Below are 15,988 nucleotides of genomic sequence, written 5' to 3' on the forward strand. Positions count from 1 at the left end.
TTTTCGTTTTAATCGGTATAAAAGTGATAAAAATGAAAGAGATTTACAACTTGTTGTTCAAAACCGCTTTTGGTTAGGGATTTTTTTCTAATTTTGTTTCTTAAATTTATGAATATATGATGTCGAAAATAATACCTGAGTCGCAAATTGCTCAGGTAAACAAGTTGATAGACGAGGCTGATCATATCGTAATAGTGTGTCATGTTTCTCCAGATGGTGATGCTGTCGGTTCTACTTTGGGTTTATATCATTTTTTATCTGCAATAGATAAAGAAGCTACGGTGATTGTTCCGGATGCTTTGCCGGATAATTTATTATTTTTGCCGGGAGCTAAAGATATTTTGATATATAGTCGTTATACTGACTTTGCAAATGAACTGATACAAAAAGCCGACCTGATTTTTTGTCTCGATTTTAATGCTTTGAAGCGTATAGATATGATGGAGCTGGCGATTAAGAATGCCGGTGCGAAAAAAATCATGGTCGATCATCATCTTGATCCCGAACAGTTTTGCAATGTAACGATTTCTCATCCCGAAATATCATCTACATGCGAACTGGTATTTCGTCTGATTTGTCGTATGGGAATGTTTGATGACTTGAATGTTCAATGTGCAACAGCGATTTATACGGGAATGATGACCGACACGGGAAATTTTACTTATAATTCCAATAAGTCCGATATCTATTTCATTATAGAGGAATTAGTAAAAAAAGGCATAGATAAAGATAAAATATATGCGAAAGTCTGCAATACAAATTCAGTCGATAAACTTCGATTGAACGGATATGCTGTGAGTCAGAAAATGGAGATTTTCCCGGAATATCGTGCTGCGATGATTTCTTTGACACGAGAAGAACTGAATCGTTATCATTATCGGAAAGGAGATAGTGAAGGATTGGTGAATGTTCCTTTAAGTATAGAAAATATTGTATGTTCGGTATTTTTGAGAGAAGAGACAGGTTTTATTAAAGTTTCGTTGCGCTCCAAAGGAACTTTCCCTGTAAATAAAATCGCAGCCGAACACTTTAACGGCGGTGGTCATCTGAATGCTTCCGGTGGAGAGTTTTTCGGAACGATGGAGGAGGCGCAGGAGTGTTTTCGCAAACTATTACCTCTTTATGTCCGATATTTGAAAGATTAAATTTTTTTATTGTCTTATATAGATTGCTTATTCTACGAATTCGTTATTTTTGAACCGATTAATATATCAGGTATATATTGTAACAAGAGAATTCTTACTAAATAAAAATAGATTAAATGAAACAAAAGCTTATATTGATTATGCTTCTTTGCGGATTCCTGGTTATAGGAACTTCCTGTAAAGATGATAAAACTTACGCTGAGTTATTGCAAGAAGAGCAAGATTCTATCGATAAATATTTAAAAGGGTATAGAGTGGCCGATATTCCGGCAAATCTCGATGACTTAGAAACTACGAATGGAGACAGGGAAAGTGCTGATGCTCCGTATTACAGGCTTGAAGACGGTGTTTATATGCAGATTATCTCTAAGGGGAATGGTACTCCTATACAAAAAGGCGATAAAGTTTATTTCCGTTTTTTACGGCAAAATTTAAATACTCTTGCTTCTACGGGAAGTGCTGATGCTGTAGGTAATTTCTATTATGAAAATATCGACGATTATTATTTCAATTATAATACGGTTACGACATCCTCTTCTACAACCTATGGTCTTGGCATAGAGTACCCGTTGCAATATGTCGGAAATAAAGCTGTTGTAAAGGTTATCGTTCCTTCGAAAATGGGATTTACCGAATCTATTTCGTCTGTTATTCCATATTTATATCTTATTGAGTATTCATTGAGTGAACAATAATAACCCTAACTATAAAAATTTCAATTATGTCATTAATTAAATCGATTTCAGGTATTCGAGGTACTATCGGCGGTAAGGCCGGAGAAGGTCTGAATCCCCTCGATATCGTTAAATTTACGGCGGCCTATGCGACATTGATCCGCAAGACGACATCGGTAAATACAAATAAAATAGTAGTAGGTCGTGATGCCCGTATTTCGGGAGAAATGGTTAACTATTGCGTGGTCGGTACTTTGATGGGTATGGGCTTTGATGTTGTGAACATCGGTCTGGCAACAACCCCGACAACCGAATTGGCTGTAACGATGGAGAATGCTTGCGGCGGAATTATTTTAACGGCGAGCCATAATCCTAAACAGTGGAATGCATTGAAGTTGTTGAATGAGAAAGGTGAATTTCTGAATGCGGCAGAAGGCAATCAGGTTCTTGAAATCGCAGCGAGAGAGGATTTTTTGTTTGCCGATGTAGATCATTTAGGTAAAGTTACCGAAAATTTCATATATACACAGAAACATATAGAGAGTGTCCTTGCTTTGGATCTGGTGGATGTCGATGCCATTAAAGCTGCAGGTTTTACTGTCGCTGTAGATTGTGTCAACTCTGTCGGAGGAATTGCTATTCCGGCTTTGTTGGAAGCTTTAGGGGTAAAAAAAATCGAAAAGTTATATTGTGACCCGAACGGACAATTTCCACATAATCCCGAACCACTGCCTGCGCATCTTACCGAAATTTCTTCTTTGATGAAAAAAGGGGGAGCAGATGTCGGTTTTGTTGTCGATCCGGATGTCGATCGTCTGGCTATTATTTGTGAAAACGGGGATATGTTCGGCGAAGAATATACTTTGGTTGCGGTTGCCGACTACATTTTAAAGCATACACCTGGCAATACGGTATCGAATCTGAGTTCTTCCAGAGCTTTACGGGACGTGACTCGTTCCTATGGTCAACAATATAATGCAGCTGCTGTAGGAGAGGTGAATGTCGTAACCAAAATGAAAGAAACCGGTGCAGTAATCGGTGGAGAAGGGAACGGTGGAGTTATTTATCCGGCAAGTCACTACGGTCGGGATGCTTTGGTGGGTATCGCGTTATTTTTGACTCATCTGGCAAAAGAGAAGAAATCGGTTAGTGCTTTGCGTGCTACTTATCCGCCTTATAGCATTGCTAAGCAAAAAGTGCAGTTGACACCGGATATTGATGTGGATGCCCTGTTAAAGGCCGTGAAAGAGAAATATGCACAATATGAAGTAACGGATATCGATGGTGTGAAGATAGATTTCCCTGATAAATGGGTACATTTGCGTAAATCGAATACTGAACCTATTATCCGGGTTTATGCCGAAGCTAAAACTCCTGAACTGGCGGAGGAAACAGCCGCAGAAGTTATGGCGGTAATTGAAGAAATGGCGAAAAAATAAGTTTTGAAATTTAGATAAAGTATCGAGAATAGGCCGTCTCAGAATTCTATTTTGAGACGGCCTATTCTCGATACTTTATTAGTTAGTTTCCGTCTTGCTGGATATTGCCACTTTAATAACTCCGTCTTCCCGATTTTCAAAAATGTGGTAGGCCTTTTCTATTTCAGTCAAAGGAAATCGGTGGGTAATAAGTGGGGTTGTATCTATTTTCCCTTTTTCTATCAAAGTAAGAATCTCGGCACAGTCGCATCCGTCCACTCCTCCTGTCTTAAAAGTTAGATTTTTTCCGTACATATAAGGTAAGGGTAGTATTTGCGGTTTATCATAAAGGGCTACGACCGTGACGGTAGCATTGGGGCGGGCACATTCCCATGCCAGGCGAAAAGTATCTTCACCACCTGCTACCTCTAATACGACGTCTGCTCCCCCGTGATCACTGTTTTGGAGAACGAATTCCTTACAATTTTCAGGTTCTGTTATCAGTATATCAGGGTAATGTTCACGGACAAAATGAATCCTGTCAGGGGATTTTTCACAAACAATGATATGCTGCGGTTTTTTTAGCATTGTGCAGAGCAGCGTACAAATTCCCGTAGGACCTGCTCCAATGATGAGTACCGTATCTTCTTCAGAAATTTCTGAAATACGGGTTGCCCAAAAGCCTGTGGCAAGAATATCCCCGACGAATAATGCCTGTTCGTCACTGACTGCATCGGGAATACGATTCAATCCTTGATCGGCAAACGGTACTCTGATATATTCGGCCTGACCTCCGTCGATGCGACATCCCAAAGCCCAACCCCCATTGGGATCGGTACAGTTGTTGACATATCCGTGACGACAGAAGAAACATTCACCGCAGAAGGTTTCAACATTTACCGTGACTCTGTCACCGGGTTTGACTGATAATACGTCAGCGCCTATTTGTTCAACAACGCCTACCATTTCATGGCCGACAGTTATGCCGGGAATTGCACGTGGTACACTTCCGTGTTTGATATGTAGATCACTGGTGCAAATACTGCTAAGAGTCACACGGATGATTGCATCGCGGGAGTCTCTTATTTCTGGTCTTGGCTTTTCTAACAATCTGAATTTTCCGTGTTCAATATAGGTATATGCAAGCATGATGTTCTTTTTAAAGAGTTCTTTTTGTTACAAAAGTAACTATTTTATCCGCAAATCATTCTGCGTCTTCATCCAAAGTTTCGATTAAGAAACTTACCGGGCGAAATCCGTCATTACATGAGATCATGGCCGATTTTTTATTCTTCATCCATCCGTTATAAAAATTGCTCCCGCCATGAGCTAAAGTCATCACAAAAGGCGACATGCTTTGCCAAGCACTCTCGCACATGCCATCAGGTTTTTCCCAACCGTTAGCGATAAATATTTGTCCTTCTTTCATATCGCATGCATGTTCGATATAGTTTTCATATTTTGCCATTAAATCTCGATAGCAGGCCATTCGCATAACGGTAATCTTACATTTTTTCATGAAAGTATTTCTATATTTTGTGCCATAAAGTTAATGAAATCAAATGAGAGATTATATAATATAGTTTCTATTAATTATCTTTGTAACTCAGCAAATGTATAAATAACAAGAATATGTCATTGGGTAGAGTACTTCTTTCTATTATCTTTCCACCGCTTGCAGTATTGGATAAAGGCTGTGGATCTATTCTTATCGTATTTATTCTTACAATAGTAGGATGGGTTCCCGGAGTAATAGCTGCATTAGTTATTTTAAATAAATCGGAAGTATAATACAGGTGTATAAATGATTGTTCGTATTACCGAAAATAAAAAACGATTTCTTAATTTGTTGCTGCTTGCCGATGAGCAGGAATCTATGATAGACCGCTATTTGGAAAGAGGAGAGATGTTTGTCCTTTATAAAAAAGAGATTCCGGTAGCGGCATGTGTTATTACCGATGAAGGAGATAATGTTTGTGAAATAAAGAATATAGCTGTCTTACCTCAATATCAACGACAGGGATATGGCAGACGTTTGATAGATTTCTTATTTGAGCGTTATAAAAAATCTTATCGGGTTATGCTTGTTGGGACGGGAGATACTTTTTCAACCATATCTTTTTATGAACATTGCGGCTTTGTGCGTTCTCATTATCTTCCAGGATTTTTTACAGATCATTATGACCATCCGATATTTGAAGAAGGGAAGCAATTGGTAGATATGGTTTATTTAAAAAAAGAATTATGATTTTTTCTCGGAATATTATTTGTTGTTTATTCCGTATCCGAAGAGTGCAAAGTCCCCGAGACAGGGATCTTCAGGAAAAATTTGTTTCATAAAGTCTGTTATTTCCATAGCTGTTTTGATGTCCGGTGTCGATCTTTGGGTTATACCGCATTTTTTTGCGATTTGATGTACGTGTGTGTCGAGAGGAACTATCAGCTCTGATGGAGAAAAACTTTCCCAGATTCCGAAATCTACGGTTTTATCTTGCCGGATCATCCAACGCAAAAACATACAAATTCGTTTGCAAGCCGAGTTCCCTTCCGGTTTCGGAATCCCGTTTATATTGATAAAAAGATTTTGTATTCGTTGAACAAGAGTCTGTCCGGGGGTCGATTTTAATGCAGACTCTAAAGATCCGAATTTTTGGTAACAATAATGCATTCGTTCACAAATTTCATACAGATCGTGATATTTGAAAAAGCGATAGAAACTATTATAATTATTTTGATAGTTAGAATATTTATTGTTCAGGATAAAGTGTAGGGGTGAGCCTCCGAACATACGATCCAATTCTTCGGCCTTGGTTATGATACATTTTCGATTACCGTAAGAAATCCATGCTGTGAGAAAAGCGCTTATCTCTATATCTTTTGCTTCTGAATATCTGTGCGGAAATTGTACCGGATCGGAATGTATGAATTTGTCCCGGTTATATTCGGCTGCCCAGTCTCTTAATTGTTGTATGTCTATTTGGCCCATGAATTTTTAGATATTCGAGTTATTTCTTTTTATAAAAACGGTCTTTAATAAGTTTAATAAATAGCCCGGTAATCTTTGAATAGACTATCGGGCTATTTTATATATCGGAATGTTCTTTTACCGGTCGTTTCTTTTTTCGAGTGTAATGATTATTTTCCCTTCCGAATCACAAAGACCTGCATACTTTTTTCCATTCTTTTCCGGTAACAATTTAAATGCCTTTACATTTTCTAAAGCTTTTAGAAATGTAGGTTCTGTGTTTCCCGGACATGCCATACGGGTGGTCGCAATCTGTCCTAAAGATAGGAAATATTCATTGGCATTGTCTGTCGTTATTTGTCCGTTCATACGGTTACAGCCTGCGTTTCCTGTAATTTTCCGATCTTTTGTATTGAATGTAATAAAAGGCTTTTGATCATCGGTGAGAGGTTTTTCGTTTATCAAGGTGACGTCCCATGTCCCTTCAAGCTCAGAGAATGGTTGCCTTTTTAGAGTGATCACTTCTTTTTTATTTGCATTATACAGTTTGAGAAATTTTCCAGATTCGATTTTAAAAGAAGTCGTATTATTAAGAGCTTCCATAATTTGGCGTTCAGGATTTTCTCCCATACAAGCCCTCATTGTACTGATAACTTTATCTAAGCGGAAAGAACCATCGTCCCCGACTATCAATTCCCCGTTGATGATATTGCATCCATTATTCCCATGTATTCTTTTTTCTTTGAGATCGAATGCGAGGAATGTCGGTTCTTCGCTGACGATTTTTTTTCCATCGACAGAAATAATATTCCAGCTTCCTTGCAGAACTTCGGTCGAAGTTGTATAAGATTGTGTCGATTTACTTTCTTTTTTTGAACTGCATGAGATTGTTCCGCAAAGAACAACAGCAGTTGCTACATACATCCATTTTTTCATTTTTCGTTAAGTTTTATGTTATTGAATATAACTGCGCGTGAAAACAAACTATTGCACGGCATATTGATATCAAAACAATTTATTGTCTACAAAAGTACATAAATCTTTTAAAACTTTCTTGCAAGAAACATTAAATGTGTATAGTAAAAGAGTCGGCATCCTGTAATACAGGAAATTTTTGTCTAAATGCGATTAACTTTTCTGCCGATAAAGTTGTAGTAATATGTGTTTCCTTTTCTTCGGGTGTCGATAAAATAATTTTTCCTTTCGGATCTATAACGGTAGTGTGTCCGGAATAATATATTCCCGTAAGATCATGCCCTATGCGATTTACACCGCAAACGTATGCTTGATTTTCTATTGCTCGTGCTTGCAATAATATATCCCATACCGAGATGCGAGAGTGAGGCCAACATGCCGGTATGATTAATAGATCGTACCGGATATTATTGTTGCGTAACCATACCGGAAAACGCAGATCATAACATATCGATAAGCAAATATTCCACCCTTTGTAAGAAATTATTGTTTGTTGTTGACCTTCGGAAAAACTTAGGTTTTCTTTTCCTACACGGAATAAATGCCGTTTGTCATAAAATCTAATTTGGTTACCCGGTGCTATAAAGAATCCTCGATTATAAAACTTGTCATTTTGATTACAGATAAAACTTCCGGCAAGAGCAAATTCATAAGTATTTGCCCAATACTTTAATCTCGAAATTGTTTCTCCGTTTTCAGTTTCAGCAAGATTTCGACTGTTCATTGAAAATCCGGTAGTGAACATTTCCGGAAAAATAACAATATCGGTTGTCCCTTTTAGCTTTTGGAGTGTTATTTGTTGTTTGTTTAGGTTTACTTCTTTATTTTCCCAGATAATATCTGTTTGTATTGGCGTTATGCGGAGGTCATTCATGAGTTTGGAACTTTAGGGGAAGAAGTAGCAAAAAAGTTTTTATTCTATAGCAAACAAATCGGGGTATTTAGCATGATAATTTTTATAGAATTGTTTGATCTTGATCATATCTTTTTCAAAGTCTCCGGTAGGGATGAATGTTTTTTTCAACCCGATAGATTTTTCTTTATAATCAATATATGCCAGTACGATAGGTACATTTGCTTTTAGAGCGATAAAATAAAATCCTTTTTTCCAATCCGGATTTCTTTTTCTTGTTGCTTCTGGGGTAATGGCGATGTTGAAATGTTCGTGTTTGTTGAATTTGTCGACGATCTGATCGATCAGATCAGAATGTTTACTCCGATCTACGGGAATGCCCCCCATAGACCGGAATATAATATTCAAAGGGAAAAAGAACCAGTCTTTTTTTATTAAAAATCCAGCATGTCTTCCGATCGAAAGATATGCCAGTTTCCCGAGAAAAAAATCGGTATTGCTGGTATGCGGAGCTACGCAAATTACACATTTAGGATAATCGGGAACTGAAACTTCTACTTTCCAACCCAATAGGTGTAAAATGAAACGGCATACCTTTTTTCTCATCTTTTTTATTTGTTCAGTTCACCTAATTCTTTTAATATTTCACCGATTTTATTGTCAAAAGACTGTATCAGACTCTTGTAATATTTTTTTACCAGTTTGGGGTTTTCCTTACCATCAGGAGTATTTACACGACGCAAGAAGTCGTCTTGGCAGTTGATAATTCTTGATAGTAGTTCGTCTATTTTTTGAGGATCACTGTTTTTTATGTATAATTTGTTGAACAGACATTCAGCAATAAGTTCATTCGAGATGAAATTGATCTCTTTTTTTAGTTCTCTTTTATTTGCCATAGCTTTTTATTTTAGAGGTTATACCGACAAATATAGCTATTTTTTTATAAGGTCGTATAAAAAAAGAAAGCATTTTCTTTTTATGGGAGTTTGTCTGTGAATATATTTTGTACGTTGAATTTGAAAATGTTTTTATTCTAAAAAAGAGAGACTTATTTTCGTTAGAAGAGATAATTGTTGTACATTTGCATTTTATTTTTACACATTAAAAACGTGTTGAATATTGATTAATATGGAAAAGAACCCCCTGAACTTGGACTATCTTTTTGAAGTGAGTTGGGAAGTTTGTAATTTGGTGGGTGGTATTTATACTGTGCTTTCTACTAAAGCAAAAACTTTACAACAGATAAATAAGGATAGAAATGTGTTTATTGGTCCTGATTTGTGGAAAGAAAAAGAATCACCTTATTTTATTGAAGTTCCTTCTCTTTTCAAAGATTGGAAAAAGATAGCTGCAAAAGAAGGATTGCAGGTCAGAACCGGACGTTGGGATATTCCGGGCAGACCGATTGTTATCCTTATTGATTACAATAATATGTACCCTTGTCGTAATGAATTGTTTACCGATATGTGGAATTGGTTCGGTGTAGATTCGTTACCGGCTTATGGTGATTATGACGAGTCGTGTATTTTTGCGTATGCTTCGGCACTCGTGATAGAGAGTTTCTATAAATATATTCGAGGAGAAAATTTAAAAGTGATAGCTCATTTTGATGAGTGGATTACCGGTATGGGGTTGCTGTATATCAGGCATAAATTACCGGCTGTCGCTACTGTTTTTACGACTCATGCGACTTCAATAGGGCGTTCTATTGCCGGGAATAATAAGCCTCTTTATGATTATTTGCCGGGATATAATGGTGATCAGATGGCAAGAGAGTTGAATATGGTATCGAAACATTCGTTAGAAAAACATGCGGCACATCAGGCACATTGTTTTACAACAGTGAGTGATATAACGGCGCGAGAATGTGCTCAGTTGCTCGAGCGCTGTCCGGATATTGTAACGCCTAATGGATTTGAAGAGAATTTTGTACCTAAGGGAGCTTTATATGAGGAAAAACGCAATATTGCTCGTGAGCGGTTATTGAAGCTTGCCGGTTCATTAGTTGGATATGAACCGGATGAGTGTTCGTTTTTAATAGCCACTTCGGGACGTTACGAATATAAAAATAAGGGTATTGACCTTTTTATAGAAGCAGTACGGCGGCTGAAAGAAACCTATACGGGAGAAAAGGAAATAATTGCTTTCGTGATGGTTCCGGCATGGTCAGGAAATGCGCGAGAAGATTTGGCTTTGCGGATGAATGCAGTCGAAAATTTTAAAACAGCATTGCCCGATCCTTTTATAACACATGCACTTTACAATTATAACGAAGACCGTGTTATGTCGCAAATTCATAATGGTGGGTTCTCGAACAGACCGGAAGATAAAGTCAAAATTATTTTTATTCCCTCATATTTAAAAGGTGATGACGGTATATTGAATCTTTCGTATTACGATGTGCTGATCGGTCTGGATGCAACAGCGTTTCCTTCATATTATGAACCGTGGGGATATACTCCGTTGGAGAGTATCGCTTTCGGAGTTCCTACTGTTACGACCGATTTATCAGGATTCGGACTTTGGAGTTGTCCTTCGGGAGCTTGTCCTGTGAACGAAAAGGGTGTTGCCGTATTACATCGGACAGATTCTAATTATGATGAAGTGGCAAGTCAATTAGTGGAGACAATAAGAGATTTGTCCGGTAAAACAGTAACGGAAATCGAAAATATACGCAAGCTTGCAATGAAAACATCGAAGCAGGCATTGTGGAAATATTTTATTTCTTATTATGAACAAGCTTATAATTGGGCTTTGAAAAGTGTAAATAAAACTGACAATTAGAACATTATAATAAAGAGGCTGTTTTAATTAAGCAGAGACAGATAAAATATAAAGACTATTAACTAACAACCAAGTTATATGAAAGTACAAGTAAGTAATACAAACGCACCGTGTTGGCGTGACATTACGGTAAAATCAAGAGTTCCTGCACAATTGGATATCTTGCAGGAGATGGCTCGTAACATTAGTTGGGTGTGGCATAGTGAGGCGATCGAAATGTTCCGGTCTATTGATCCGGTATTGTGGAAATCGACAAACGGGAATCCTGTATTGATGCTTCAGCAGATTAATTATGAACGCTTGGAAGAAATTGCGGCAGATAAGGCGATAATGCGTCGTATTAATGACTTATACGATGAATTTAAAAAATATATGGATGTAGAAAAGAGAACCGATCTTCCTTCTGTAGCTTATTTCAGCATGGAATACGGTTTGGCTAACATCCTGAAAATATATTCGGGAGGATTGGGAATTCTTGCCGGAGATTATTTAAAAGAGGCCAGTGACTGTAACGTCGATATGGTCGCAGTGGGTTTTTTATATCGATATGGATATTTTACCCAGACACTTTCTATGGATGGACAGCAGTTGGCTAATTATGAACCTCAAAATTTCAACCAGCTTCCGGTAGAGCAAGTTACTGACGAAAACGGGCATCCGATAGTTTTAGAAGTGCCTTATCCGGGACGCATTATTTACGCCAATATCTGGAAAGTAAGCGTCGGGCGGGTTCCTTTATACCTCATGGATACCGATCTCGATTTGAATAGCGAGTTTGACAGACCTATTACATATCAGTTGTATGGGGGAGATTGGGAACATCGTATGAAACAAGAATATATGCTTGGTATAGGTGGTATTCTTATGTTGAAGCGTTTAGGTATCAAGAAGGATATTTATCATTGTAATGAAGGACATGCTGCGCTTATTAATGTGCAGAGGTTGGTAGAGTATGTTCAGAATGAAAAACTTTCATTCGAAGAAGCTCTTGAGGTCGTTCGTGCTTCGTCGCTTTATACGGTGCATACACCTGTTCCGGCCGGTCATGATAGTTTTGATGAAGGATTATTCGGAAAATATATGGGTGAGTTCCCTGCAAAACTGGGAATTTCATGGCAAGACTTGATGGATTTGGGAAGAGAAAATCCAGGGACGAACGAAAAATTCTCGATGAGTGTGTTTGCATGTAATACCTGTCAGGAAGTAAACGGTGTGAGCTGGTTACACGGAAAAGTTTCACAACACATGTTCCAGCCTATTTGGAAAGGATATGCAGCCGAAGAACTTCATGTGGGATATGTGACTAATGGTGTGCATTTTCCTACTTGGGCGGCGACCGAATGGAAAGAGTTCTATGTCGAGAAATTGGGACGGGATTTTTTAACGCATCAAGATGACCGTAAGATGTGGGAAAAAATATACGACGTACCCGATGAGGAGATTTGGAAGCTTCGCCAGACAATGAAAAATAAATTGGTGAATTTTGTGAAAGACGATTTCCGTGAAAACTGGTTGAAAAATCAGGGAGATCCCTCTCGAATTGTTTCTGTTCTTGAGCGTATCGACCCAAATGCACTACTTATCGGGTTTGCTCGTCGTTTTGCAACTTACAAACGGGCACACTTGCTTTTCACCGATCTTGAAAGATTATCCAAGATCGTGAATAATCCTCAATATCCGGTACAATTCCTGTTCTCTGGAAAAGCACATCCTGCGGATGGTGCTGGACAAGATCTCATAAAACGAATTGTCGAAATTTCACGTCGTCCTGAATTTTTAGGAAAGATTATTTTCTTGGAAAATTATGACATGAAAGTAGCCAAACGTCTGATATCCGGTGTAGATATTTGGCTAAATACTCCGACACGCCCTTTAGAGGCATCCGGAACATCTGGAGAAAAAGCCGAAATGAATGGAGTTCTCAATTTCTCCGTGCTTGACGGCTGGTGGTATGAAGGTTATAAAGAAGGTGCAGGCTGGGCATTAACAGATAAACGGACATTCCAAGATCAAGGTCATCAAGATCAATTGGATGCTGCAACGATTTATTCTATGCTTGAAAATCAAATCGTACCTCTTTATTTTGCTAAGAATAGCAAAGGGTATTCACCTGAATGGATTCAGTATATTAAGAATTCCATTGCACAGATTGCCCCAGAGTTTACGATGAACCGTATGCTTAAAGATTATATTGATCGTTTTTATAGCAAAGAGGCCAAACGTTCTAAACTTTTGGTTGCTGACAACTATAAAAAAGCCAAAGAAATAGCCGCTTGGAAGCAAGAAGTCGTAGCTAAATGGGATTCGATCGAAATTAAGTCGGTTAACTTGCCCGAAGCGATACTTTACAGTCCGCATGTAGGCGAAGAATATCCGATTGAGGTAGCTATTGATCCTAAAGGACTTGGAAACTGCATTGGTGTTGAATTAGTCGTTACTCCTGTTGAGGACGGTCAAATGAAACCTTATCAGGTGTATGAACTTAATGTAGTAAAAACGACAGATGATTCTACTGTCTTCCACATCGATTACCAGTTACGGGCAGCAGGAACATACAAATATTCGTTCCGCATGTATCCTAAAAATCCTGATCTTCCTCATCGCCAAGATTTTGCTTACGTGCGTTGGTTTTGATCGATAATAAATGTTATCATAAAAGTCCGGGATTTTAACGATTCCGGATTTTTTGTTTTTTGGTCTACCTGCAAATGTTTAAGAAATGATGGAATGTAAGGATATATTTTAAGAATTTGTATCTTTGTTCAGAAAGATTCTATATCGATGAAATTTCAAGATTTACAGCAAATAAATGCACGTTATGCTGATGAACTGAAAAAAGTTGCGTCAGAAGTGATAGATTCCGGTTGGTATCTGCAAGGAAAAAGAGTTGCCGCATTCGAAAATCAATTAAGTGATTATCTGGGGTGTCGTTATACCGTGTCTGTAGGAAATGGCTTGGACGCATTGAGATTGATATTTAAGGCTTATATCGTGAGGGGTTTGATGCAACCGGGAGACGAAATTATAGTACCGGCTAATACTTTTATCGCTACGATATTGGCAATAACCGATAATGGGTTGAAACCGGTGTTTGTAGATCCTGATATACAGACATTCAATCTCGATATAGAAAAAGTAGAGATGAAAATAACCGAACGTACTCGGGCGATTGTTGTAGTACATCTTTATGGCCGCTGTTGTTGGAATGAAGAGTTAAAATATTTGGCGGAAAAATACAGACTGAGAGTTATAGAAGATAATGCTCAAGCGATAGGAGCGGTCAGTCGGGTAGAAGGGTTTAACGGAACATACAAAACTGGAGCGTTGGGTGATGCTGCGGCGATTAGTTTTTATCCCGCAAAAAATTTAGGAGCGTTGGGTGATGCCGGAGCTATAACTACGAATGATACGGAATTGACCGATGTGATTCGTGCATTAGCCAATTATGGTTCTATTGAAAAATATATAAATGTTTACCAAGGGGTAAATAGCCGTATGGATGAATTACAGGCTGCATTTTTATCTGTAAAGTTAAAGTACCTCGATAAGGAAAACCGAGCTCGTCGCCAAGTTGCTATTTGGTATGATAAGTATTTGAACCATCAGGACATTATAAAGCCCAGTATAGAATCTCCTGAGGGACATGTGTGGCATCAATATGTGATTCGGACCGTACGGCGGGAAGAACTTCGCTCTTATCTTGAAAAACAAGGTATTCCGACAATGATTCATTATCCTATCCCTCCTCATAAACAGTTTTGTTATCATCAATATAATGATTTAAACCTCCCTGTCTCCGTATTGCTTAGCCGTGAAGTGTTAAGTCTTCCGGTTTCTCCGGTAATCACAGAGTCCGATGTTATTGAAATATCTTCTTGTATAGCGGATTTTTAGACCGATTCTAAGATTTTATGGATATAAGGTTTTGTTTGAAGTTTTGATTTCTGATGGCTATTTAAATTAATTAGGGTCGGAAAATTTCGTTAATTTCGATAGAAAAGGATTCTGGTCTCTCGTTTTCCCAACATATTTCCGGGATATTACATAATAAACAACGCCCACCCATATTAGGCATATTGTTTTTATACACGGGATTTTTTAAAATGGCGAGGGATAATCGGGTTTTAGGATTTTCTATCTGTTTTTTTATCGTAGCGATGAAGTCTTTTAAATGAATATGGAATGAGGGAGATGCGACAATCAAAATACCATCGATAAAGGTAGTATTTGACGTTTCATTGGAAAAAGGAGTTATTTCGATTATTTCATCTTTTTCATTTAGAAAAAGAATATGTTTATGATATATTTGCTCTCTATAACAAATGCAGTGTGCAAAAAATCCCCGTTTCATGGTTTTTATTTTGTTGCGGTAGAATCATTCTCTGCCGTTATTTCCGGTCGTGTTATTTCCGACTTTCTATAACGGATACGGGTGAGAGAAATGCTGTCGGCGTAAGTTTTTATCCAATCGGGACGTGATGGAACAATAATGTTTCCGTATATTTTATTGATAGCAGACGAATCGGATTCGACTCGGAATGTTGCCCACCCGTTATTGCGGATATTAGAACTGATGAAGCGAATCGAGTCATTTTTATGCTTTACAGCTAATGTTACATGAGGATATTGCTTATGTATCTGAGGTAACATGCTGAATTTCAATTTTAAAATAAAAATATCTTTTTCTTGGTAATTATCGTCTGCAGGAATATCGAAAGTCAATATACTTCGTCCGATATGAGGTTCGAAAACATAGAAGCGTTCTTTCGGCCATATATTCACAGAATCTCCGGGACGGGAGAGTGGTTGGGAGTTGTTCTCGGCAATCAATACTTTTACGGCTTCATCTTCTTCTTTGAGACGAGCTATGACATTATCGTATATTTTGATATATTTGGGTAAATGATGCCCATACCACATTAGAGAAGAGTCGAATAAAGCTTTATCTACTCCATGCTTTTTTAGCACAGCGTTGCGCAGTTCTTCTTTTTGTTCTATGGAACCGTATTTCTGATAATTTTTTTCTATAATCGCTTCTGATTTATGAATATCGACTAAGAGATCTTCCATTGCCTTAGGCTTGATAATGTGATCGGGAGTTCGGTCACAAGCCGGGAATAAGCAAAGAATTACACTGCATAAAGCTATATAAAACAATGATCTCATAAAAGACT

Annotated in this window: 17 protein-coding genes; 8 read left to right on the plus strand and 9 right to left on the minus strand. The window is 37.9% G+C overall.

From position 1 onward, the window contains the following. Positions 1-116 precede the first annotated feature (116 nt). From AC0UMU_RS02310 to glmM, 3 genes are all read left to right on the plus strand, one after another. Positions 117-1,145 (plus strand): DHH family phosphoesterase, encoded by a 1,029-nt coding sequence (locus tag AC0UMU_RS02310; protein ID WP_009319365.1) that lies wholly within the window; start codon positions 117-119, stop codon positions 1,143-1,145. 116 nt (positions 1,146-1,261) lie between these two features. Next, complete coding sequence (locus AC0UMU_RS02315) at positions 1,262-1,840, plus strand: BamK family beta-barrel-assembly machinery protein (RefSeq protein ID WP_022390015.1); 579 nt, start codon at positions 1,262-1,264, stop codon at positions 1,838-1,840. Positions 1,841-1,866: 26 nt separating this feature from the next. Further along, positions 1,867-3,258 carry a phosphoglucosamine mutase gene (glmM, locus tag AC0UMU_RS02320; protein ID WP_022390016.1) on the plus strand — a complete coding sequence of 464 codons (1,392 nt, stop codon included), beginning with the start codon at positions 1,867-1,869 and terminating at the stop codon, positions 3,256-3,258. Between the two features lie 78 nt (positions 3,259-3,336). Here the strand turns inward: glmM and AC0UMU_RS02325 are convergent, their stop codons facing one another. Together AC0UMU_RS02325 and AC0UMU_RS02330 are read right to left on the minus strand one after the other, a co-directional pair. Next, positions 3,337-4,386, minus strand: a complete 1,050-nt coding sequence (locus AC0UMU_RS02325; RefSeq protein ID WP_022390017.1) for an alcohol dehydrogenase — start codon at positions 4,384-4,386, stop codon at positions 3,337-3,339. 55 nt (positions 4,387-4,441) lie between these two features. Further along, positions 4,442-4,756 (minus strand): TIGR04076 family protein, encoded by a 315-nt coding sequence (locus AC0UMU_RS02330; RefSeq protein ID WP_022390018.1) that lies wholly within the window; start codon positions 4,754-4,756, stop codon positions 4,442-4,444. A gap of 113 nt (positions 4,757-4,869) precedes the next feature. Between AC0UMU_RS02330 and AC0UMU_RS02335 the strand changes: the two genes are divergently transcribed. Together AC0UMU_RS02335 and AC0UMU_RS02340 are read left to right on the plus strand one after the other, a co-directional pair. Continuing rightward, positions 4,870-5,028, plus strand: a complete 159-nt coding sequence (locus AC0UMU_RS02335) for a YqaE/Pmp3 family membrane protein (protein WP_022390019.1) — start codon at positions 4,870-4,872, stop codon at positions 5,026-5,028. Between the two features lie 13 nt (positions 5,029-5,041). Next, positions 5,042-5,485: a GNAT family N-acetyltransferase gene (locus AC0UMU_RS02340; protein ID WP_022390020.1), complete on the plus strand. Its 444-nt coding sequence runs from the start codon at positions 5,042-5,044 to the stop codon at positions 5,483-5,485. Positions 5,486-5,500: 15 nt separating this feature from the next. Here the strand turns inward: AC0UMU_RS02340 and AC0UMU_RS02345 are convergent, their stop codons facing one another. The 5 genes from AC0UMU_RS02345 to AC0UMU_RS02365 form a co-directional block, all read right to left on the minus strand. Next, positions 5,501-6,223, minus strand: a complete 723-nt coding sequence (locus AC0UMU_RS02345) for a TIGR02757 family protein (RefSeq protein WP_022390021.1) — start codon at positions 6,221-6,223, stop codon at positions 5,501-5,503. A gap of 117 nt (positions 6,224-6,340) precedes the next feature. Then, on the minus strand, positions 6,341-7,138 hold the full coding sequence (locus AC0UMU_RS02350) for an META domain-containing protein (protein WP_022390022.1): 798 nt from the start codon (positions 7,136-7,138) through the stop codon (positions 6,341-6,343). A 130-nt stretch (positions 7,139-7,268) separates the two neighbouring features. After that, entirely contained in the window at positions 7,269-8,051 is a 783-nt protein-coding gene (locus tag AC0UMU_RS02355; RefSeq protein WP_022390023.1) for a nitrilase family protein, read from the minus strand. Positions 8,052-8,090: 39 nt separating this feature from the next. After that, a complete protein-coding gene (locus AC0UMU_RS02360) occupies positions 8,091-8,636 on the minus strand; it encodes a lysophospholipid acyltransferase family protein (RefSeq protein WP_022390024.1) in 546 nt (181 codons plus the stop codon). A gap of 5 nt (positions 8,637-8,641) precedes the next feature. Then, entirely contained in the window at positions 8,642-8,926 is a 285-nt protein-coding gene (locus AC0UMU_RS02365) for a hypothetical protein (protein WP_022390025.1), read from the minus strand. A 232-nt stretch (positions 8,927-9,158) separates the two neighbouring features. Between AC0UMU_RS02365 and AC0UMU_RS02370 the strand changes: the two genes are divergently transcribed. From AC0UMU_RS02370 to AC0UMU_RS02380, 3 genes are all read left to right on the plus strand, one after another. Continuing rightward, positions 9,159-10,814 carry a glycosyltransferase gene (locus AC0UMU_RS02370; protein ID WP_022601005.1) on the plus strand — a complete coding sequence of 552 codons (1,656 nt, stop codon included), beginning with the start codon at positions 9,159-9,161 and terminating at the stop codon, positions 10,812-10,814. 78 nt (positions 10,815-10,892) lie between these two features. After that, entirely contained in the window at positions 10,893-13,448 is a 2,556-nt protein-coding gene (glgP, locus tag AC0UMU_RS02375) for an alpha-glucan family phosphorylase (RefSeq protein WP_022390027.1), read from the plus strand. 147 nt (positions 13,449-13,595) lie between these two features. Continuing rightward, positions 13,596-14,708: a DegT/DnrJ/EryC1/StrS family aminotransferase gene (locus AC0UMU_RS02380; protein ID WP_009319380.1), complete on the plus strand. Its 1,113-nt coding sequence runs from the start codon at positions 13,596-13,598 to the stop codon at positions 14,706-14,708. Between the two features lie 70 nt (positions 14,709-14,778). On the opposite strand, the gene AC0UMU_RS02385 is transcribed toward AC0UMU_RS02380, so the two are convergent. Next, on the minus strand, positions 14,779-15,165 hold the full coding sequence (locus AC0UMU_RS02385; protein ID WP_009319381.1) for a hypothetical protein: 387 nt from the start codon (positions 15,163-15,165) through the stop codon (positions 14,779-14,781). 5 nt (positions 15,166-15,170) lie between these two features. After that, positions 15,171-15,980 (minus strand): DUF4296 domain-containing protein, encoded by an 810-nt coding sequence (locus tag AC0UMU_RS02390; RefSeq protein ID WP_009319382.1) that lies wholly within the window; start codon positions 15,978-15,980, stop codon positions 15,171-15,173. Positions 15,981-15,988: the final 8 nt, after the last annotated feature.

This window comes from Coprobacter fastidiosus, assembly GCF_982245605.1.